Annotated in this window: 15 protein-coding genes, 1 tRNA gene and 1 pseudogene; 10 read left to right on the top strand and 7 right to left on the bottom strand. The window is 48.9% G+C overall.

What is annotated here, in order from left to right; translation table 11 throughout:
* Positions 1 to 142: 142 nt before the first annotated feature.
* Together KDW_RS18235 and KDW_RS18230 are read right to left on the bottom strand one after the other, a co-directional pair.
* Positions 143 to 514, bottom strand: a complete 372-nt coding sequence (locus KDW_RS18235; RefSeq protein ID WP_151757419.1) for a mersacidin/lichenicidin family type 2 lantibiotic — start codon at positions 512 to 514, stop codon at positions 143 to 145.
* 249 nt (positions 515 to 763) lie between these two features.
* A complete protein-coding gene (locus tag KDW_RS18230) occupies positions 764 to 1060 on the bottom strand; it encodes a hypothetical protein (RefSeq protein WP_198925360.1) in 297 nt (98 codons plus the stop codon).
* A 532-nt stretch (positions 1061 to 1592) separates the two neighbouring features.
* Here KDW_RS18230 and KDW_RS18225 point away from each other — a divergent pair.
* Positions 1593 to 2156: a hypothetical protein gene (locus KDW_RS18225; protein WP_151757418.1), complete on the top strand. Its 564-nt coding sequence runs from the start codon at positions 1593 to 1595 to the stop codon at positions 2154 to 2156.
* Between the two features lie 3 nt (positions 2157 to 2159).
* Entirely contained in the window at positions 2160 to 4427 is a 2268-nt protein-coding gene (locus tag KDW_RS18220; protein WP_151757417.1) for a peptidase domain-containing ABC transporter, read from the top strand.
* Between the two features lie 110 nt (positions 4428 to 4537).
* On the opposite strand, the gene KDW_RS18215 is transcribed toward KDW_RS18220, so the two are convergent.
* On the bottom strand, positions 4538 to 5344 hold the full coding sequence (locus KDW_RS18215; protein WP_151757416.1) for a phosphatase PAP2 family protein: 807 nt from the start codon (positions 5342 to 5344) through the stop codon (positions 4538 to 4540).
* A 263-nt stretch (positions 5345 to 5607) separates the two neighbouring features.
* Between KDW_RS18215 and KDW_RS18210 the strand changes: the two genes are divergently transcribed.
* Complete coding sequence (locus tag KDW_RS18210) at positions 5608 to 6066, top strand: response regulator (protein WP_151757415.1); 459 nt, start codon at positions 5608 to 5610, stop codon at positions 6064 to 6066.
* Positions 6067 to 6088: 22 nt separating this feature from the next.
* Here KDW_RS18210 and pulA read toward each other — a convergent pair whose 3' ends face one another.
* A complete protein-coding gene (gene pulA / locus KDW_RS18205; RefSeq protein ID WP_151757414.1) occupies positions 6089 to 8560 on the bottom strand; it encodes a type I pullulanase in 2472 nt (823 codons plus the stop codon).
* A gap of 221 nt (positions 8561 to 8781) precedes the next feature.
* Here pulA and KDW_RS18200 point away from each other — a divergent pair.
* Positions 8782 to 8855, top strand: a tRNA-Asn gene (locus tag KDW_RS18200).
* A gap of 58 nt (positions 8856 to 8913) precedes the next feature.
* Here the strand turns inward: KDW_RS18200 and KDW_RS18195 are convergent.
* On the bottom strand, positions 8914 to 10140 hold the full coding sequence (locus KDW_RS18195; RefSeq protein ID WP_162005364.1) for a M20 family metallopeptidase: 1227 nt from the start codon (positions 10138 to 10140) through the stop codon (positions 8914 to 8916).
* Between the two features lie 212 nt (positions 10141 to 10352).
* On the opposite strand from KDW_RS18195, the gene KDW_RS18190 reads away from it, so the two are divergent.
* The 6 genes and pseudogenes from KDW_RS18190 to KDW_RS18165 all read left to right on the top strand — a co-directional run bounded on the left by KDW_RS18190 (position 10353) and on the right by KDW_RS18165 (position 19829).
* A complete protein-coding gene (locus KDW_RS18190) occupies positions 10353 to 11309 on the top strand; it encodes a helix-turn-helix transcriptional regulator (protein WP_151757412.1) in 957 nt (318 codons plus the stop codon).
* Between the two features lie 32 nt (positions 11310 to 11341).
* Positions 11342 to 12147 (top strand): annotated as a pseudogene (locus tag KDW_RS18185) (IS5 family transposase).
* 278 nt (positions 12148 to 12425) lie between these two features.
* A protein-coding gene (locus tag KDW_RS18180; protein ID WP_151757411.1) for an IS630 family transposase occupies positions 12426 to 13561 on the top strand; the annotation gives its coding sequence in 2 pieces (ribosomal slippage) (positions 12426 to 12846 and positions 12846 to 13561; 1137 coding nt in all).
* A 153-nt stretch (positions 13562 to 13714) separates the two neighbouring features.
* Entirely contained in the window at positions 13715 to 14104 is a 390-nt protein-coding gene (locus KDW_RS18175; protein ID WP_151757410.1) for a secondary thiamine-phosphate synthase enzyme YjbQ, read from the top strand.
* Between the two features lie 643 nt (positions 14105 to 14747).
* Positions 14748 to 15536, top strand: a complete 789-nt coding sequence (locus tag KDW_RS18170) for a class I SAM-dependent methyltransferase (RefSeq protein ID WP_162005363.1) — start codon at positions 14748 to 14750, stop codon at positions 15534 to 15536.
* A 411-nt stretch (positions 15537 to 15947) separates the two neighbouring features.
* Positions 15948 to 19829, top strand: a complete 3882-nt coding sequence (locus KDW_RS18165) for a DUF6788 family protein (RefSeq protein ID WP_151757408.1) — start codon at positions 15948 to 15950, stop codon at positions 19827 to 19829.
* 124 nt (positions 19830 to 19953) lie between these two features.
* On the opposite strand, the gene KDW_RS18160 is transcribed toward KDW_RS18165, so the two are convergent.
* Together KDW_RS18160 and KDW_RS34010 are read right to left on the bottom strand one after the other, a co-directional pair.
* A complete protein-coding gene (locus tag KDW_RS18160; protein WP_151757407.1) occupies positions 19954 to 20835 on the bottom strand; it encodes a Stp1/IreP family PP2C-type Ser/Thr phosphatase in 882 nt (293 codons plus the stop codon).
* 278 nt (positions 20836 to 21113) lie between these two features.
* On the bottom strand, positions 21114 to 21342 hold a 229-nt coding region (locus tag KDW_RS34010), incomplete at its 5' end, for a hypothetical protein (protein WP_233097809.1).

Genomic DNA, 21342 nt, shown 5'->3' with positions numbered 1-21342 from the left:
GGCGAAAGAAGGATCTGCGTAGTTATCAGTGCCGCATCATGGGATGAAACATGATGCGGCCATTGGATTAATTCTTTTACTTTATTGAGAGGTAATCACTTATGCCTCTTGAAGTAAAGCAACGTTTGCTGTCCAATGTGTATTAGCAGCAACCGCCAGTGGTATAGCCACCTGTGCTGCAGCAACTGCTGCCGGAGTCATCATAGACATAGGATAAATGCCAGCGTCCACCCTGATAGGCGCTACCAGTTACAGTACCACAGCAAGCATCCTGCGCGTAGCCAGCGGTGCTACAGCAGCCACCGACGTTCAGATTAACACCCAGCAGTGAACTGCTATTGCTGGTGCTGGCAACTGGTGTCCCGATGCTGGTAGCGCCGTTGATGTTAGCCAGATCGCCATCGTTTAATTCAAATGATCCAACTGGATTTGCAGGGATCTGAGCTAACTGCTCGCTGGTGAGTGAATCCCGATACTGAGCATCTTTCCAGGCGCGTGTAATGTCAATAGTCATGCTATGTGTCCTTTCATGTGTGTAAAGAATAGTATGTTAATATTTTTTACTTTGCCTTGCTGGATATTTATGTGTTCCATCAAGGTATGGTTTAGTGCCGCTAATACAGTAGATTTATGGTCGCAAGCATATATATGCATTGCTAGGATCCTTAAGGATGATTACACATGTCATCCTTAAGGACTGCTTCGGCACCAATGGGGCCTGGGCAAGCAACTATGCATTAGCCATAGTTGTCACAAGCTGCAATTAGCAGGAGTAGCCACAGCCACCGACGGCATAGCCGACATTGCCACAGCCACCGACGGCATAGCCGACATTGCCACAGCCACCGATATATTCACCATAGCCGACATTGCCGCAGCCACCGACATAGCCGACATTGCCGCAGCCACCGATATATTCACCATAGCCGACATTGCCGCAGCCACCGATATAGCCACCATAGCCATAGCCATAGCCGCCGAAGTGGTGATGACGACCAATCCAGGCTCCATTTACATCCTCGAGGTCTGAATCATTTAGCTCGATTGTATTCTCGTTCATGTTATGTATCCCTTTCTCTCTGCTCTTGCAAAGACATAAAAATCTTTGATACCGCGCGAATTTAGTAGAGAGGATACTTGGAGCAGATAACCACAACCTTATGCTCATATGATGAGTTTTGGTGTTTTCAGGCAATGCTTCAGGTATTTTTCTCTTTTTTCCTAAATTTTCTCATCTCGGTACCTACATGCATTATAAAAAGCCAAAAAACAAGCATACGGTAAAAAAGTGCCTGATATTTTAAATAAAATTTCACGAAATGCACCAAAAGTAAGATTATGTCTAGTCGTAATGAATAGAAAATTCATCTTCTGTATTGCCAGCTCTGGTAGACAGGTGATGATAATTGTTGTTATGAACGTGTCCTGGCTCATTTAGAATGGACTGCTGTATTTTATTAGAAAAATCAGGAAAATGAATAAAAATTATAAAAAGAACCGGTACTATAGTTATACAAGCGCTATTTGCATGAATTTTTATACTATATACAGTAGCTAATTTATAAGGCATTGAATACTTGTGGATGGTAAATATGTCGACATCTTCTCCGATTTTCCGTGAAGAGGCTATAAAGCAGTATAAAAAAAGAAAAGACAAAACCACATTGCCACGCTTTATGCCATTTCCTGTCACTTTTTTATTATGGGTATTGCTCGGACTTTTACTCCTGGTGGGTGTACTGGCCTGGGGTGAAGAGATACCTATTTATCAAACTGCTCCAGGGGTGATTCTGGATCAGCAGACGCAGGGGACTACAACTCAACAAGGGACTGTGGCCGCTCTTTTTCTGATGGGGAGCCAGAGCACCCAGATTCATGTTGGCCAGCTGGCACTGGTACATTTAGGTAATTCTAAGGAAGAGTTTGCCAGCAAAATTATCAAAGTTGAAAGTAGTGCAATCAGTCCCAATCTTATTCGTCAGCGTTATGGGGTGGTCGCACAGGTTGTCTCGCAGCCATCTATTGTGGCGCTAATCTCGTTGAAAACTCTTCCAGCATCTACATATGCGGGAAGCTTTGTGGTCGCAAATGTACAAACCGGGTCGCAACGAATTCTCTCGATGTTGCCAGGTGTAGGTAGTATTGTGGGGGCGTAGGGTATGAGTACCATTGAAGAAAAACAGAGCCAGGTAGCTCAAAAACAAGGAGAAAAAAATCGCGTTGCATATTTAAGACGCTCGATTGTCAATAAAATATGGCGTAAGCGGGTGCCTGTCATGCTTCAGATGAGCGAGGTTGAATGTGGCCTTGCCTGTCTGGCTATGGTGCTCAGCTATCATGGTCGCCAGACCTCGATCTCCGAGTTGCGTACCGACTATGGAGCGAGTCGGGATGGCGTTTCGGCCCTGAACCTGGTGAAAGCAGCCCGTAATCTGGGAATGATCTCCCGTGCCGTTGCCTTACAGAAAAACGATTTCAAAGATGTGACCTTTCCCGCCATTATTCACTGGCAATTTAACCACTTTATCATTGTTGAGCGCTGGACGCCAGAAAAAGTAACGATTGTAGATCCTGCCTATGGGCGTCGGCAGATGGATGCTGAAGAATTTAATGCTGGCTTTACTGGTATTGTGTTGATGTTAGAGCCGGGCATGAATTTTCATCGCCGCAAAATTGCCTCACCGCTTTCACTAAAAATGTACGCTGTCCAGGCTGTGCGCCAGGCACCAGGCGCGTTGATTCAGGTCATTCTGGCCTCGGTCTTGTTGCAGGCGTTTGGTTTGATTCCACCCATCCTGACGCAGACGATCATCGACAAAATTATTCCTTTTCACTTAAATAATGCGATGTTTCTGCTGGGCGCGGGTATGTTGATGATGCTCTTCTCGCAGGCGTTTATTACCCTTTTGCGTGAGTGGCTACTCATCTATGTACGAGCACGTATTGATACACATATGATGCTCAGCTTTTTTGAACACCTGCTACTTTTGCCCTATAGCTTTTTCCAGCAACGCTCCAGTGGCGATCTGCTCACGCGTATGGGGAGTAATACCATTATCCGTGACACTCTCAGCGGACAATTGATCTCAACGTTCCTGGATGGGACGATGGTGATCCTCTACCTCTGCATCTTAATGGTTGAGGCTCCTACCTTTGGCTTGCTGGCTCTGGTGATTGGCTTCTTACAGGTAATTTTAATCTTGAGTGTGTATCGTCCAATCGCCAGTATGGCGGCCCAGGAATTGACGGCGCAGGGTAAGTCGCAGGGGTACATGGCGGAAGCGCTGGCGGGTATTGCCACCTTAAAAGCGGCCGGAGCCGAGTATAGTGCGCACGATCGTTGGACGAACCTGTTTTTTGATCAGCTTAACATCTCGATTCGGAGAAGTTATCTGTCGACCGTGGCCAGCACGGCACTGCTACTGTTACGTGGCTTCGCGCCCCTGGCCTTGCTCTGGGTGGGTGCCACGCAGGTTCTCAATGGCACAATGACGCTTGGTAGTATGTTAGCGTTAAGCGGACTGGCTACCTCATTTCTTTCGCCACTTTCCTCGCTGGTAAGTAGTGGGCAACAACTGCAAATTGTGCAGGCGCATCTGGACCGTCTGGCGGATATCATGACGGCTGAACCTGAGCAACACGCCCTGGCGGTCCAGTCGCCGCCCAAACTGGCTGGCTATATCCGCTTAGAAAATGTGGGCTTTCGCTATGCTCCTGAAACTCCACGTGTCCTCCACGAAATTAATCTCAACATCGTGTCTGGCCAGAAAGTTGCTATTGTCGGCCGAACAGGATCAGGCAAAAGCACGCTTGGCAAACTGCTCCTGGGTCTGTATATTCCTACTGATGGCCATATTTACTATGATGGCATTGCTCTACAGGATCTCCAATACCAGGAAGTCAGACGTCAGTTTGGTGTGGTCTTGCAGGAATCGACTGTCTTTAGTGGCACGATCATGGAAAATATTCTGTTTAATAATCCTCAGATGGATAAAGAATATGCAGTCCAGGCCGCGCAGATGTCCTCAATCCATGATGATATTATCAAAATGCCGTTAGGCTATGAGACGCCCGTTGCTGAAGGTGGTAGTGCGTTATCAGGTGGCCAGAGGCAGCGTCTCTCATTAGCCCGAGCTATTGCGCACCATCCTGCGATCCTCTTGCTGGATGAAGCGACCAGCAACCTGGACGTGGTCACCGAGCAAATGGTGGCGCAGAACCTTGAGCATCTGCCTTGCACCCAGATTATTATTGCCCACCGTTTAAGTACTGTTCGTAATGCTGACTTGATTCTGGTCATGGACCAGGGAACAATTGTCGAGAGCGGTACCCATCAGGACCTGCTGCAAAAGAATGGCTTCTATACCAATCTGGTGAAACAACAGATGGAAAGTAAGGCTCCGCGTCCGTTGCTCAGAAGATTTTAAACCAGTACATTTACACAGGTACAGAAAGCGCCCCCTGGTGATATTGTCAGGGGGCGCTTTCTGTACCTGTGTAAAAATTTTCTTTGGCATGTATACGCAGTAAATGATCTTTAACTTTGTACCGGTGCGGTCACTGTTTCCTCGTGCTTCTGCTCTTTTTTCAACTGATGCTTACGCTGGAGAGCGGTCACCCAGCGATAGAGAGAGATCATCAAGTACAGCCAGAGCATTCCTGAGAGATAGCCACCAAGGACATCTGTCAGCCAGTGTTCACCTTCTAATACCCGTGAATAGCCAATACCCAGGATAGCCGCAAAAGCAAAGATCTGGAAAGGAATAAGGATCCAATGATAGCGCCACTCGCGAACGGCTTTGGTAAAGGTAATGTAGAGTAATGAGCCATAGAAAACCACATCATGTTCTGTATGGCCGGATGGAAAACTATTAAACATGAGTGGAGTATAAACATGAATGAGTTTCCCACTTGGACGCGGGCGTACCACATAATCAGCGATTAAAATGTTGAGACCGTTGCCCAGTCCTATAGTTAACAGGAAGAAAAGAGCATCTTTCCACCAGCGAATCAGCAAGAAGAATACAAACACAACGCTGACTTCGATGATCGAGGGCGTAATATCGTTAAAAGTGCTGAAAAATGTCAGTATCGCAAGCGCCCAGGATGGATAATGAATCGCCTGTACCGCTCGTGAAAAATCTACCTCACCTGGCAAGGGTCCTTTATGGGAATGAAAAAAGTAAGCGGCCCCGGCCAGAATACACAAACCAATAACCCAGAGTACTTTCTCTATGATCCGACGCACGCGCGTATCATGTACATCTTCCCCACCCAACGTCCTGTTTTCGTCGGTGCGCGTCTCGGCAAGCGTCTGCCCCCCAGTATCATAAGTTTCGGACATACTGGTCCTCCTATTGAGTTATTTTATAGCTAATAAATAGCTATTGTGTACACGTTATTGCTGTGTATCAAGATGCAAAAAGGAGAATTTCAGACTCGTAACTAAATAAATATTTTGCCAAAGCAGACGTATAGCAGTCTCATTGTAAGAAAGCATGCTGCTTGCTCACCTTGCATATTTCAGCGGCGCTATTATATGCTTTAACCTACTGTCATTTAGAACGTACACCATAGCAAGTACCAGGCTGAATAGGAGGCGCTCTGATGACGATTAGTATTTTGATTGTGGATGATTATCGTGTGGTTCGAGAGGGTTTACGGGCACTCCTTGTCTCTGATGAAGAACTCCAGATTGTGGCAGAAGCCAGCGACGGGCTGGACGCCGTAGAGCAGGCTCGCAGATGGCGACCAGATGTTGTGTTAATGGATGCTGAACTACCAGCTATGGATGGTATTGAGGCTACTGCCATCATCCGACAAGATTTGCCCACGACAGAGGTGCTTGTTTTAACTGAAACCCATGCAGGACTGGACATTATCAAGGCTATTCGCGCAGGTGCAATTGGCTATCTCCTCAAAAATGCCCAGGCCACAGATCTGCGTACCGCGATCAGGGCGGCAGCGGCAGGTCAGGTCTATCTTTCTCCCGTGAACTCCTGGCTGGCCCCAGATTTCGTCCGGCCATCCATCAGCCCATCTGGACACGATTTCTTTGCTTTGTAGCGCATCCCGAAGCGAGATGATTTTAGCCTTGATGCAGGATTAAGCACGCAATGCCTGGAATTTCCAGGGTGTGTGCAACCTGGCGTATACCCTGCTCACTGATCTGATCGCTTGAGCCGACCAGTATCCACGTACCTGCTGGCAGCTTGAAGGGGATCGTGGCGGGGGTCGGATTATAGATCACCAGGATCTGTTTCCAGCTATCTTGATTGGCATGTGGGCCAAGTTGGAAGATCAGGGTATTGTGTGGACTATCTATAAACTTCAGGTGCTCCTGAATATCCTCTGCTGTTCGCATACGAAAGGCTGAATGGTTTTTGCGTAGCCGGATCAGCTCACGATAGTATTCAAAGACATCTTTATGGAATGCTTTACGCGTCCAGTCGAATTGATTTACCGCATCGCCTGCATTATAACTATTGTCATTGCCTCCCTTTGAGCGTAGAAACTCTTCGCCACCCTGGAAAAAAGGAATACCCTGCGAGGTCATAATAATCGCCTGCACCAGCTTATCCATTTTAATGCAGTCTGACTCGCTGGCCTGACTATTGCTGGCGGAAATTTTATCCCAGAGCGTGAAATTATCGTGACTGGAGGCATAATTGATGGTTTCCGCTGGCCGGTCCGTGAAATCATGGATACTGCCCAGCACGCCCTTCTTCACGGCATCAATCCGACTGGGATCGCCGGTCGCAAAACCTTTGGCCTCGCGTGAAAAGACGCTACCAGTCAGTGCATTGCGCAGATGATCATTGAAGGTTGCGATATCCAGACCCCTCTGTTTGCCTTTCAAGAATACTTGCTGATCTGCTAAGGCCGATGTCCCACCTGTCCATGGTTCACCATAGAGGAGCATATTGGGGTTAATCTGAATAAGATCCTGCGCAATCTGGCGCATCGTGTCGACTCCCAGTAATGCCATCAGATCAAAGCGGAAGCCATCGACATGGTACTCCTGCATCCAATACATCAGCGAATCCCGGATAAACTTCTGTACCATGGGTCGCTCACTGGCCAATTCATTACCACAGCCTGAACCATTGGTGTAGTGTCCAAACGCATCTGTGCGATAATAATACTGCGGGACAATTTTGTCGAAATCTGAATCCCCGACGGCAAATGTGTGATTATAAACGACATCCATGACGACCCCCAGTTGAGCATCATGGAGACTTTTAATCATCTGCTTATACTCATGAATCCTGGCAGTTCCATGGGGAGTCGTGGCGTACGCGCCTTCCGGTACATTATAGTTGCGTGGATCATAGCCCCAATTGTATTGATAATCTTTAAACTCATCGACGGTGGCAAACTCATAGGCGGGTAGCAACTGGACATGGGTCACGCCCAGATCTTTTAAGCTGGTGATTCCAGTTGAAAGTTGATCTGGACTACTGGTATTGTGTTCTGTGAAGGCCAAAAACTTCCCACGGTACACCATACCGGAGCTTTCATGGATCGAGAAGTCACGTATATGGAGTTCATAGATGATAGCATCCACGGGATTCGCCAGCGGCACATGCCGGTCAGTATCCCATCCCTCGGGCTGCGTTCCGGCCAGATCGACAATCATGGTCCTGGTTGCATTGACTGCCAGCGCTCGCGCATAGGGATCGACCGCCGTGTGTGTTTTTCCCTGGACCGTAATCAGGTAGAGGTAATACCAGTTCTCCAGTGACTGTGCAATGCTGGCTGTCCATGTCCCCTGCTCGGCTCTCTGCATAGCAACTTGCTGGCTGATTGGCCCTGTTTCACTCTCGAAGAGGAGCAGCTGGACATCGGCCGCGCCGGGGGCCCAGAGGCGAAAGCGGGTTGTATCTGAAGTAAGGGTACAGCCCAGATCATTGCCAGCGTAGATGAAGCGTTCGGCATCCAGAATATGGCGTGGAATGATTGGCACCTCGGACATACCATGCAACTGTAACGCCAGACTATGCGTTACATCTGGAGTTGTAGCCAGGGTTATCTCTAGCAGATTTGTGGTTACATCCATGCTAGAGGGCAAGATGGCATCAGGAGTATTAATCGAGTCATAGACATGGGGCTGCTGCGTCTGGAGATCAAATGGCACATAAGAAAAAGTCACATGTGTATTATCGGCAGGTATGGTCAGGCCAATGTTGGTATGTGGTATGACATCACTCCAACTATTATTAAAGGCTACTTTATAATGATATCTACCGGCTGGAAGCGTGGCTGTATATTGATACAGATCAGGGTTAACCTCGTGCATGCGCGTGTGATCGTCTTCTGTACTCCAATCAGTGGCTGCACCCAGCAATTGCTGCAGATCACCAACCACACTGGCATGATAGGTATGAGCATTTTTCACTGCCCTGACTGCGAGTTGCTGGTTGCTGGTCGTATCAGTAACAGTGACATGGCTGATCGCATACGGTAGAGGAACGCCCGTGGTCAGTGCCACCAGGAGTGTGTTATCGCCATCTAGATATGCATTCATTATTGACGGCAGGATTTTTTCAGAGGTATTCACGTTTGTAATGTTCTCCCCAGATTCAGGAAAAGTAATTGTTCTGGTTGAATTATATCTCTATTTATGACTGAAGCACATAATTAATTGCCCCTGGTCTTTTTTGCTCATCTACTACAAATTATACGCCTGAACCGAAAAAAGTAGATGTAAAAAAAAAGGTCTCAAAAAGTATTGACAAAAAAATGCTGAGCGTTTATTATTATTTTCATCAGTGAGAGCATTCCTCGATAGCTCAATGGTAGAGCAATCGGCTGTTAACCGATTGGTTATAGGTTCGAGTCCTATTCGGGAGCCAGCAAAAAAAGGGCCACTTCATAAGTGGTCCTTTTCTTTTGTCCGCTGGTTTATGCTCCTTAATTCGAGCCTTCATCTTTAACGCACCAGGCGCTGATAATCTGCTCCAGTTTTTCCTGGCCGCTCAAGAAATGTTCAACGGGAATACTCTCATTAGGTTGATGCGCTTGAGCCAGGGCCCCAGGACCACAGATATACGAGTTTATGCCCAGGTGTTGGAAGTTACCTGCGTCGGTGCCATAAGGAGCACCAGTTACGACTTTTTTCTCCATTACCCGACTGAGCAGGGCACTGAGCGAAGTGTGCATTGGCGATTTCATCGGTGGGGTGGAATGGAGATGTTCAATCACCACATCGCATTCTGGATCAAACTCGCGCATCTTGCTGGCCACTTTCTTTTCGATGCGCTCTTTTAACGTCCCAATAATTTCTTCAGAGCTATCACCAGGTGAGACACGCAGGCTCATCTTCAATCTGCAGGTGTCCGCAATCATATTGCCCGCCAGACCGCCATTAATGATGCCGCAATTGAAGGCAGAGGGAGGACACTCAGGAAAGAGTTCGATGTTTTCTGGCGTGATGCGTTCCTCTAGCTCTGCATCGATACCAGCAATAATCTGGATCACATCGCCCATCTTTTCAATGGCATTCAGGCCCTTTTTCGGTACGCTGCTATGGCCGCCTTTCCCATGCACGACCAGATCAAAGGTGGCATATCCTTTATGTGCCGGGAAAATCTCAAATTCTGTTGGCTCACCAATCAAGGCCACTTCTGGCATTGGTAAGGTCTCTTTAAAGAACTGTGGGAGGATCTTGATCAACCTGCCAGAACCCTGGCCAGCTACCTCTTCATCATAGGTAAAAATAAAGAGTAGCGGCCGCTTGAAATCCTGCTGCTGTTTCAGGACCTGTTTGGCGGCGACCATTGCCTGTGCCATGGCTATCTTCATATCTGCGGTGCCGCGTCCATAGATGCGCTTGCCATCCGTCTGCATCACCTGTGGATCAGTTTTCCAGCCCGGTTGTCCATCGAAGGGAACCACATCAATATGTCCCGAAATCATCAGGCCATTGCTCACCGCCGGACCATACCAGGCCAGCACTGACGCTTTTTTTACGCCCTCTACATCATCGACAAGTATCTTTACATTAAAACCAATCTCTTTCAGATAGTTTTCAAGATAAGCGACGGCTTCCAGATTGCTATGAGCACTGACCGTATCAAAGCCAATCAACTGGCGCGAAACTTCCCATAATTCGCTTTGTTGGATATCTGTATTACTCAAGTATATTTTCCATCCTTTTAAAGATATGCGGGCTGCATCCTTAGTAATAGTAACACAATAGCTAAATCCAGGCATAGAAAAACACAGGTATTTTTTCTATTAAAACTTTTAAACCTTGTAGTGTTGCTGGTGATTCATGACATACGTTGTCATATTTATCTGTTAGGATTACAATAGTGAAGCGAATGTATAACCATTGCGGGGAGTGTGCTATGCGTGCAGATCGTTTGTTATCTATCATGTTGCTTTTGCAAGTATATCGCAGAATGACGGCTCGTGAACTGGCGCAGCGGCTAGAGGTATCGGAGCGCACCATTCATAGAGATATGGAGGCACTCAGTATTTCTGGTATTCCCGTGACGGCCGAGCGGGGTACTGGTGGTGGTTGGAGTTTGCTGGAGGAGTATCGGACCAATCTGACCGGACTGAGCGAGCCGGAGATACAGTCCCTTTTCCTGGCTCAGCCAGCGCATCTCTTAAATGATCTTGGCCTGCACAAAGCTTCTGAGGCGGCGCTGATCAAGTTGCTGGCTGTCTTGCCTGCTATGCATCGTCGTGATGCCGAATATGTGAGCCAGCGCATACATATCGATGGGAGTGGATGGCATAATCGCGAAGAGGCTATTCCTGCCCTACCCCTTCTTCAGCAATCGCTCTGGCAAGAGTGCAAGATCTGTTTTACCTATTTACGGGGTGACAACCAGGTCGAGCGCCTGGCCGATCCGCTTGGACTGGTGGCGAAAGGGAGCACCTGGTATTTTGTGGCTGCGATTGATGAACAGATACGCAGCTATCGTGTGTCGCGGATCCAGGCGGTTCAACTATTGGAGCAAGCGTGTGTGCGGCCACCAGATTTTGACCTGGCCGCCTTCTGGAAACAATCATCCCAGAACTTTACCTCCTCACTACGTTGCTATCGAGCCAGCATCAACGCGAGTCCTGAAGCCTTGCCACGTATCTATGGATCGAGCAGATTATTTCGTATCGAGCAAACCGACATCGTCGATGCTCATGGTTGGACCACCTTTCACCTGCGCTTTGACAATGATTATGAAGCATGTGCCTATATCTTAAGCTTTGGTAACCAGGTCGAAGTACTTGAGCCTGCCGACCTCCACCAGCAAATCATCCAGCTCGCCCAATCAGTCCTGGCGTGCCGGCAGCACTAGGGCGTGTTTGCAAATAGCCGATAGAAAGGAGTATGAGAAGAGGCGAATTGAGCGATGAGCAATGGGAAAAGCTGGCCCCCTTGCTGCCGCCGCAAAAGCCCCATGTGGGTCGTCCAGCACATGATCATCGTCTGATTCTGAATGGCATTCTTTGGATTTTACGGACGGGAGCCCCTTGGAGAGATCTTCCCGAGCGATATGGTCCGTGGAGAACCGTGGCAAGCCGATTTTATCGCTGGGTCAAGGCGGGAATCTGGCAGCACGTCCTGCAAGCCCTGCAGCAACAAAGCGATGCCGCAGGCCACATTGATTGGGAAACGCATAGCGTTGATAGTACCGTGATTCGTGCCCACCAACATGCAGCAGGAGCAAAAGGGGGGATCAAAATCAAGAAGCATTAGGCAAGAGTCAAGGCGGTTTCAGCACGAAAGTGCATTTGCGAGTGGAAGGTCAAGGGAAACCGATGACGGTTGTGCTTACGGCAGGACATCGCCATGAAACGACCAAATTCGAATGCCTGATGGAGCAAGGGGCTGTCAAGAGAGCAGGACGAGGCCGTCCCAAGCTACGGCCAAAGCGGGTCCTGGGAGACAAAGCCTACAGTAGTCGTAAGATCCGGCGGTACCTCAAAAAGCGAGGAATTGATTACACGATTCCCCGCCGCAGCGACGAGACGCGCACCGGGCCATTTAACCGAGCCGTATATAAAAAGCGGAACCGCGTTGAACGCACGATCAATCGTCTCAAGCAGTTTCGGCGAGTAGCCACCCGCTATGAGAAGCGGGCGGTCAACTTCCTGGCTATGGTCACGCTTGCCTCTATTCTGCTTTGGTTATGATTTGCAAACACACCCTAGTAGTCTGTCAGAAATCATGTGATGGGGAGGCGGGGATGCTAGCGAGCATGCCGGGGCATGATCAAGCGGCGAGCCCCTTGACTGGGGGATCGGGGGCTGTGCCCCGGCCATCTCCCCCATGCCGCCCGCGTAGCGGGCGCACAACTCATCACATGGAGTTTGACAATGTACTAGTACTCTGTCATCCTTGATTTGATAAATGGGAACAAAAGGAGTATCCTTGAGTCACGAATCAAAAAACCGATCTCAAGGAGGCATCCATGAAGAAGTATAGCATCCAGTTAGACGCAGAACAACGCAAGCTGTTAGAGAGTATGCTCACCGGAGGCAAAGCTTCAGCGCGCAGCCAGACCCATGCGAGGATTTTACTGAAAGCCGATCAAGGAGAGCATGGAGCGGGTTGGGAAGATCAGCAGATTGCTGAAACCCTAGGCGTGGGAACGGCAACCGTAGGACGGGTCCGTCAACGCTTTGTGGAGGGAGGGCTGCTGGATGCACTCGTGCGGCGTCCCCAGCCGGAACGACCGGAGAAACGGAAAATGAATGGGGAACTGGAAGCGCAGTTGGTCACGCTCGCGTGTAGTCAGACGGAAGGAGGGCAAAAGCGCTGGACGATGCGCATGCTCGCGGACAAATTGGTGCAGTTGGGGTACGTCGATCAGATCAGCCACCAAACGGTGTGGGTGACGTTAAAAAAAATGAACTCAAACCGTGGCTAAAGAACCAGTATTGTATTCCCCCGGAGGCTAATGCAGATTTTGTGTATCATATGGAAGATGTGCTGGAGGTGTACCAGCGTCCGTATGATCCAAAGCGTCCAAAGATCTGCATGGATGAGGGAAGTAAACAGGTGTTGGCCCATACCCGCGAGCCGATTCCGATGGAAGCGGGTGAACCCGAACGCATCGATTATGAGTACGAACGGAAAGGAGTGTGCAGCGTGTTTGTGGCGATGGAACCCGAAACCGGGACCTGTCAGGTGCGTGTGAGTAAGCGGCGCACGAAAAAGGATTGGGCACTCTTTTTGCGCGAGATCATTGACGTCCAGTATCCCCATGCGGACAAGATTGTGTTGGTGATGGACAATCTCAATACCCATACCCCCTCTTCGTTTTACGAGACGTTTGAACCAGCCGAGGCCCGCCGATTGACCGAGAAACTAGAAATCCACTACACGCCCAAGCATGGGAGTTGGCTGAATATGGCCGAGATCGAACTGTCCATTTTAGCGCGTCAATGCTTGTCCGATCGCTTTCCAAGCAGAGAGGCGCTTGCCGCTCAGGTGGATGCCTGGCAACGTGAGCGCAACCAGGCAAAAGTAACGATCAACTGGCGTTTTACCACCGCGGATGCGCGCATCAAACTCAAACGCCTTTATCCATCAATTGAACAATGACAAACTACTAGCCACTGCAACCAATGGACATCTGAGCAAGAAGCGCTAAACATTGACGAGCGGAAAGGCGAAGCGTTTCTGGACACGTCAACGTGTGCCCTATATAATTCACACGATGTTCACATCCAAAGGAGGCTTACAATCGATACGCAAATGAAAACGCTAACTATTCATACCAGGAAGAAAGACGAGATCAAGGATATTACCGAGACGGTTGAAGAATATGTACAGCAAGGCAAAAATGATAGCGGTCTCTGCATGCTCTTTGTGGCCCACACCACCTGTGCTATTACGACAGCTGATCTCGATCCAGGAACGGACCTGGATTTTCTGGATGCTTTAAGAGCCATTTTGCCTGATCTCAACTATCGCCATCCGCATGATCCGGAACACGCTCCTGATCATATCCTCTCCTCCCTGATCGGGCCTTCCCTGGTTATTCCCTATACAAACCGTCGCCTGTTACTTGGCATCTGGCAGCGCATAGTGCTGGTTGAGCTTGATGGTCCCCGTCAGCGAACGGTCCAGATATCCTGCCTCTAACAGCATTTCGTCTATTCCTCAAAATCCCCGAAAGAAAGAGAAACCTTCGGGGATTTTTGCTACCCACGGTTCTGCAGATCACTCAATCGTAACTATTAGACTGTCAGACATTATGTGATGGGGAGGCGGGGATGCAAGGGGCGGCGAGCCCCTTGACTGGGGGATCGGGGGCTGTGCCCCCGGTATTTCCCCCCCCCTCCCGCCCGCGTAGCGGGCGCACAGCCCATCAAACGAAGTTTGACAAAGTACTATCGCTTCTTAGGCATGGTTCATGGTGAGCTTGAAACAATGTGACAGTTTGGAAAGTCAAAGATCATCCTTGCCAGGCTCAAAAAGCTTTTTTATGGCCTGGCACTACTGTTCAAAGTGTCACATTGATTTGAACCATGCCTTATATTAAAAAGGAAAATGTCGATAAAATTATATTGCAATTTTAGAATATATTAATGCTTTTTTGATGAAATTTACATGCATTTTCAACTTCTAAAGCTTTATAATCCTTACAATAAATACCAGTAATATATGTGCTATGACGAAAGGCTTATCTTTTATGTTTGGATTTCGGCCTGGCAAACAGGCAATTATAGATCAAGCAGTTTCGAGGTCCGTGCAGAAAAATGGCATGAGCGTAAGGCCTTCAAATATGTCTCATATATTTGCTAAAGATGCGAATGAGATCAAGCGTTTGGATTTTCAGCACTTTATTTTGCGCACCGCACTCGGCGGCAATTATCTGGCCCCGATTGTGGCGATGCAGAAGCCACATATGATTCTGGATGTCGGCAGTGGCACAAATTTGTGGGGCTGTGAAGTCTGTCGCGTTTTTCCCGAGGCAAAGATCTATGGATTGGATCTAGAGTTGGCGCCACGGCCGGATATGCCCGCGAATTATCGTTTGATAAAAGGCGATATCCGGCAACGCTTACAGTTCTCACGTGGAACATTCGATTTTATCCATCAACGTTTTGTGCTTGGCTCCGTGCCTGCTCAAGAGTGGCCTGTGATTATCAGTCATTTCTTGCAGATTACGACTCCAGGAGGATGGATTGAACTGGTTGATACTGGCAGTGAGCCATTAAAATCTATGGGGCCAATGACCGCGCAGATGATGGATAATATGGCGCAACTGGCTCCTATCCAACGTAATGATATGCTTTCAGGCAGTAAAATGGACGATCTCCTGAAGAGGGCGGGTATGATTAACCTGCATAAAAAGGTGGTGTATTTGCCCGTGGGAAAATGGGGAGGCCGCATGGGATCCCTGATGGCGACAAACCTGACGGCTGCTTTGCAATCCTTCAAAGATGTCTCTATGACATACTTTCACTATGCTCCCGAGTACTTTGATATTTGCCTGGCTTCCGCTGTCAGAGAATGGGATGAATATCATCTGCAATTTCCCGTCTATATATGTTTTGCCCAGAAGCCATAATCATCCTTTCCAGCTAGCATAGAAATAACATGAGGAAGCAAACCCGGACAATCTGTCCGGGGTTGAAAAGAAAGAAAAAAGAAGTGGATGTGTTCCTTTTGTTAAAGTAGAAGGCGTTACGTCCGTCATAATAGTACCTATTTTTTGTATTTTTCAATAAAATAGTAGTAAAATTGTTTTATGGGATAAGAAGATAGATATCAATCTGTAGATCAAGGCTGCCAGTGCGCACGATGGCGTAAAGATTGGGGCCCGAAAATATTGATGATTTTAAAATAATATGATACCTTCAAGAGTCTAGGCGTAATGCGCTCTGGTAGCAGCAATCTGTAACACCGTATCATTTTTTTGCTCTGGCAAAGATTTTGTGGCATACAAAAACGATATGGATCTGAAAGAGGAGCATGTGGCATGACCCAGCATGGTAATAGGATCACTTATCATCAGCAAGTGACGTATTGTGGTAAGCCACGGTGTCGAAGATGTCGGGAGGGGATTGGACATGGTCCATACTGGTATGCTTACCAGACGGTGAATGGGCAGACTACACGCACCTATATTGGCAAAAATCTTCCGTCCGATATGCAATCAAATCCGGAAACACCATCTACCACTGCAGGAGATAGTGCTATGGACTCAAATCTCTCTTCTGTTACCTCGCAGCCAACGGCGGCAGAGCATACAGTATTGCGTATCTCAACGTTGGGCCAGTTTCGACTGGAGGAACGTGCTCAGGCGCGTAGCAAGCAAAAAAATCGTAGCTGGCATGTCATTGATGATGCTGCCTGGCAGCAGCGTTCCGTTCGTGCCTTGCTTGCCTATTTGATCTGTTGTCCAGGACGACGTTCGACCAGATCACAGGCTATTGTGGCCCTCTGGCCTAATGATGATGTCAGTACGGCCAGAAATACCCTGAATAAGACCCTGAATGTGTTGCGCAAAGTGTTGGGACATGCATCGGTCAAGCCTGGACAGGTGTCTCAGACTGATCAAGTTGAGCGCTTTTGGACGGATGGTGATTGGTTTATTCTGGGTGATCAAGAGCGTGTCTGGCTGGATGTGGATGATTTTGAGAAGCTGGTAGAGCAGGTAGAGCAGACTGATAGCCAGTCACCAGGGTATGAAGAGTTGCTCCAAAAGGCCATTGCTCTGTATAGTGGTGATTTTTTGCCTGAAGAGCGCAGTGCTGAATGGGTTATGACGCGTCGGCAGGCTCTACGCCGGAAGTGGATAGAGCTTCTCCTGACGCTCTCCAGCTGGCATATGGCGCATGATAAGTATTCGCAGGCGATCAATGTCCTGAATAGTCTGCTGGTAAAAGATCCGACTAATGAGCTGGCAATTCAGCAACTCATGATTGCGTTGATGTATCTGAAGCGCCGTGGTGAAGCTTTGCGGGCCTATCAACGTTTTGAGAATACGTTGTCGCGTGATTACAAGGCGACGCCAGCGCCGGAGACGCTCAATCTGTATCAGGTGGTGCGTTCAGGTGAAGGCCTGACAAATGGAAATCTGCTGACAACGTTGCCCCTCACGCTGAGTTTAAGTACAACCCCGCAGCAGGGGAAGACTTCTGAGCATGCGTCGCCTTTCTCCGGTTTGCGCCATCTCCTCACTCCCTCGGCCCCACATGAGCCGATTGGACGTATCCATTCCGGTCGGTTGATTGGTCGCGATACTGAATTGCAGCTTCTGCGGACAATGTTGCAGAACATTGAGCAGAACGCACGCTTGCAGCTGGTGGGATCGCGTCGCGCAGGCAGTATTCCATTAGATACCCAGCGCCAGCCGCAGTTGCTGTTCTTGAAGGGTGATGCAGGTATCGGCAAAACCCGTCTCGCTGAGGAAGTAGGACGCGAGGCCCAGCAAAGTGGCTGGAGCGTAATCTGGAATCATATCTATAACCAGGAGAGCGGCGTCCCTTATCGCGTCTGGATTGAGGCCCTGCGCAAGATCCTGAGCGCAAGCACTAATGTGGTATCCCTGTTAAGCATGGAGTCTTTGCGCGCACTCTCAACCTTGCCTGGATTACTGGACCTGCTTCCGGCTGGTATCGACGCGGATTCGACTCCCCATCCCCTCCTGCCTCAACAGGCCAAATATACGCTCTATAACGCGGTCAGTGAGCTCCTCAAACAGACAAGCGAGAATGGACCCCTGATGATCGTCCTGGATGATATTCAGTGGGCTGATGTGAGTAGCTACGAATTGCTAGGACACCTGGCACGTCAGCTGACAGGCTATCCCATCGTGTTTTTCGCCACCTGCCGCGAGAGTGAGGTTCCCAAGGATGTCTCGCATCCGCTGCGTAAACTCATCCTGGAGATGCAACGCGAACACACCATCAAAACGCTGGATATCGAACCACTGTCTCGTGAGCAGATCAAGCTCCTGGTGACCAATCTCTCAACATTGTCTGAAGAGACTGTCACCCATATTCAAACGTATGCGGGCGGCAATCCCTTCTTTGCTGAGGAACTGGCCCGTTCACAAACGGCAAACTTGCCGCTGACGATTACAGAGGCCCTTGGCTATCGTATGAAGCATCTGAAGCCGAAGTGCCGTGAATTGCTTGCCCATGCGGCCGTGCTGGGAGGCTCATTCGAGCTACCAATTATTTGTATGCTGGAAACAGGTTCAGTTATCGACGAAGATGATACGATCCTGCCATTATTAGAGGAGGCTCTGGAGGCACAGGTGCTTGCGGATGAGGGGAGTGGTACCCGCATCAGCTATCATTTCTGGCATCCTTTGCTGGTCACCTATCTGTATGAAGAAGGCTTATCCTCGATGCGTCGCGCCCGTCTGCATCGCCGGGCTGCCGATGCTATTCTGCATATGAATAAGGGTCGCGAAGATGATGTGGCGGCTACCGTCACGATGCACCTGGAGAAAGCCGGAGCCGAAGCCGAAAAGATTGCTCACTATGCGGAACTGGCTGGCAATAGTGCCTATATCATTTCGGCTTATGCGGATGCAGCCACCCATTATCAAAAAGTGGTTGATTATCTGGAAGCAGACCTGGAAGCGGAGGCGGTTCCGCGTTTGATTTCTCTGTTGGAGCGTCTGGCTGAATGTACGGTCAACAGCGGTGGCAATTATGGGCAGGTCTGCGAAATTTTTACTGGTATTCTTGAGCTGCGCCGCCGCTATACGCTACCAACTGTGGATCCTCAAGAAGAGGCACTGATTCAAGCCCTGCTCTGGGATCAAATCAGCTGGACCTGGCGCTATCGTGGGAATATCCGTCAGGCCTGGGATTGCCTGGATCAAGGCGAGCAGCTTTTATCGGCCGCTAACATTGCCGGTGGCCCTGTCTGGGCTCGCCTCTACTATACGCGAGGGAATCTCTATCAATCAGAGGGCTTGTATGATCAGGCGTTGAGTAGTGCGCAGGAAGCTGCTACCCTCTTTGAAGCTGATCAGACGCAACGTATCTTGCCTGTTGCCTCTAATCGCAAGATGTGCAAAACTCAGATTCAACGCATCATCGAAGGTGATCCTGAGCTATTTGGACGCATCCAGCGGCATATGGGCGCGATTGCGGTCGATATGGGACAGCTTAGCCAGGCGCTGGCATATCATAATAAAGCGCTGGCCTTTTTTGAGCAGTCAGACGAATTACGGCAGATTGCGCATATCTCTACCAATATTGGCTTTATCCATTTGAAAATGGCCCAGTATGAGGAAGCTAATGCCGCGCTGCGACGCGCCTTGAACCTGGCAGAGAAAATTGGTGACCTGGCTTTAGTATCCCTGGTGCATAGTAATCTGGGAGAACTCGGGGCTGCTGTCGGCAATCTCGAAGAGGCAGAGGCGCAATACAACAGTGCCTTAAAGCTGAATAGTCTGCTGGAAGATCCGCAGTATATGAGCAAATGGAACTCGGGTCTGGCTGGTATATTACAGGCACGTGGCGATCTACAAGGGGCCACTCGTTGTATCCGTACCGCTTTTTTTGTGGCTCGTTCTGTGTCGAATGCACCATGTATTGGACGGGCGCTGGTTGCTCTTGGCAATATACGGATTGCCCAGGCCATGCTGGCACGTCCAGGTCAGAAGCAGCGGACGCTCCTCCTGTCACATGCACAGCAAGATATCGAGCGTGCATTGGGTCTGGGGGTAGAGGCAGAGATCCGTATGAAGGGGGAACTGGCATTGGGCCAGATCATCTTGTTGCTTGGTCAAGCGCAAGAGGCACGAGAGGCCTTTGAGCAGGTCCGGGGAGAAGCCAGGAAGTCAGAGCATTTACAAATAGTAAAACAGGCTGAACAGCTTTTAGCGCAACTCTAAGTACAGCAGAGCACGACGTAGTGTTCTGCTTCTGGTCACAAACTGACCATGTATAGTAAATATCCTGCGCGATAGTAACAAGCCAGTTATCATGGTCAGGTAGCTTGTGTTGATGTTTTTATGTTTAGCGTTGATAGACACGAGCAACAATGGCTGTGATATTGTCGATCCCACCTTGAGCGTTGGCATATTCAACCAGGTGATACACACTTTCCTGCGGACCAAATTGTTCCACGATACTGGTGATTTCCTGATCGGTGATCATCCCGCAGAGACCATCGCTACACAGTAGCAAGGCATCGCCTTCTTCAACTGGCTCAACGAATACATCCACCTCCACCTCCGGGAAAGGTCCGAGGGAACGTGTAATAATATTGCGCATCGAGTGCAGTTGAGCCTCTTCCTCGGACATTTGACCCATCCGAACCTGCTCGGCGACCCAGGAATGATCCTGCGAAATCTGTCGTACGCTGCCGCGATGAACTAAATAAGCACGGCTATCACCGACATTGGCAATATAGGCCGTCGCCCCGCGTAAGACGGCCACCACACAGGTGGTACCCATGCCGCTGTGTTGCGCATTTTCCGTGGCGCGCTGGTAGATAGTAGCATTGGCATATTGAATAGCTCTGGTGATACTGGCAGGCACATCGGTATCCGCATCCTGGTAATAAAGCGTACACACCGTATCGACAGCGATCTCGCTGGCAACCTCACCGGCCGCATGTCCTCCCATACCATCCGCCACGATAAAGAGCGCACCCTTGTGTTCCAGTAACTGCTGATCCTTAGGAATAATATATGCCACACTATCTTCGTTATGCTGGCGCTTGCGCCCAACATCTGTACGTTGCGCAACATTCAGACCGAGGGGCCTGCTTTTCTGCCTGGCCTGTAATGATTCTGACTGCTTGAAGAAGCGGTTCCGAACACGCGAGATAACACCCTGGCGTGGCTCTTTCTGTATGGATACGTCATGAATGGTATGCGAAGGAAATATCTCCATGATGTTGCTCCAATTCCCATCATTTATGGAATATATGTGCTATATTGCTCGCTTATTATCTACCATATAATGATTGTGATCATGCTACTCACTTAATCAAAAGAATATCACAATTGCCGCAATTTCCAAAATTTTAGCCAGCGATCCTCTCAAAATACCAGTATACTCTTTAAACCAAGTTGAAATTATTCTATCCTTGAATCGCAGTATGCCAATGTTTATAAGATATGCAAGCTGCGATCAAGAATACAGCAAAAATCCCGTAGGCTATACAGTATTTACGCTGATTGGTGCGTTTCTATATAGAAATATTTTATACTACGAGGAGGTGAATTAGTATACTCTAACCCTCCCAAAGTACTACCTGTGTGTATGTTTTTGTTGCTTAGAATGATCAGGCGTCCCAAATTTTGACGATGTGCTGACACAGATTCTCGGTCACCAGGTCCAAATTTGTAATGGCTTTCTAGTTTTGCTCCGCTAGCATGCACAGGCAATTTGTAGACG

It is taken from the genome of Dictyobacter vulcani (assembly GCF_008974265.1).
GTDB lineage: Bacteria > Chloroflexota > Ktedonobacteria > Ktedonobacterales > Ktedonobacteraceae > Dictyobacter > Dictyobacter vulcani.
The sequence above is the reverse complement of the archived record's forward strand: the minus strand, read 5'-3'. Positions and strand labels throughout refer to the sequence as shown.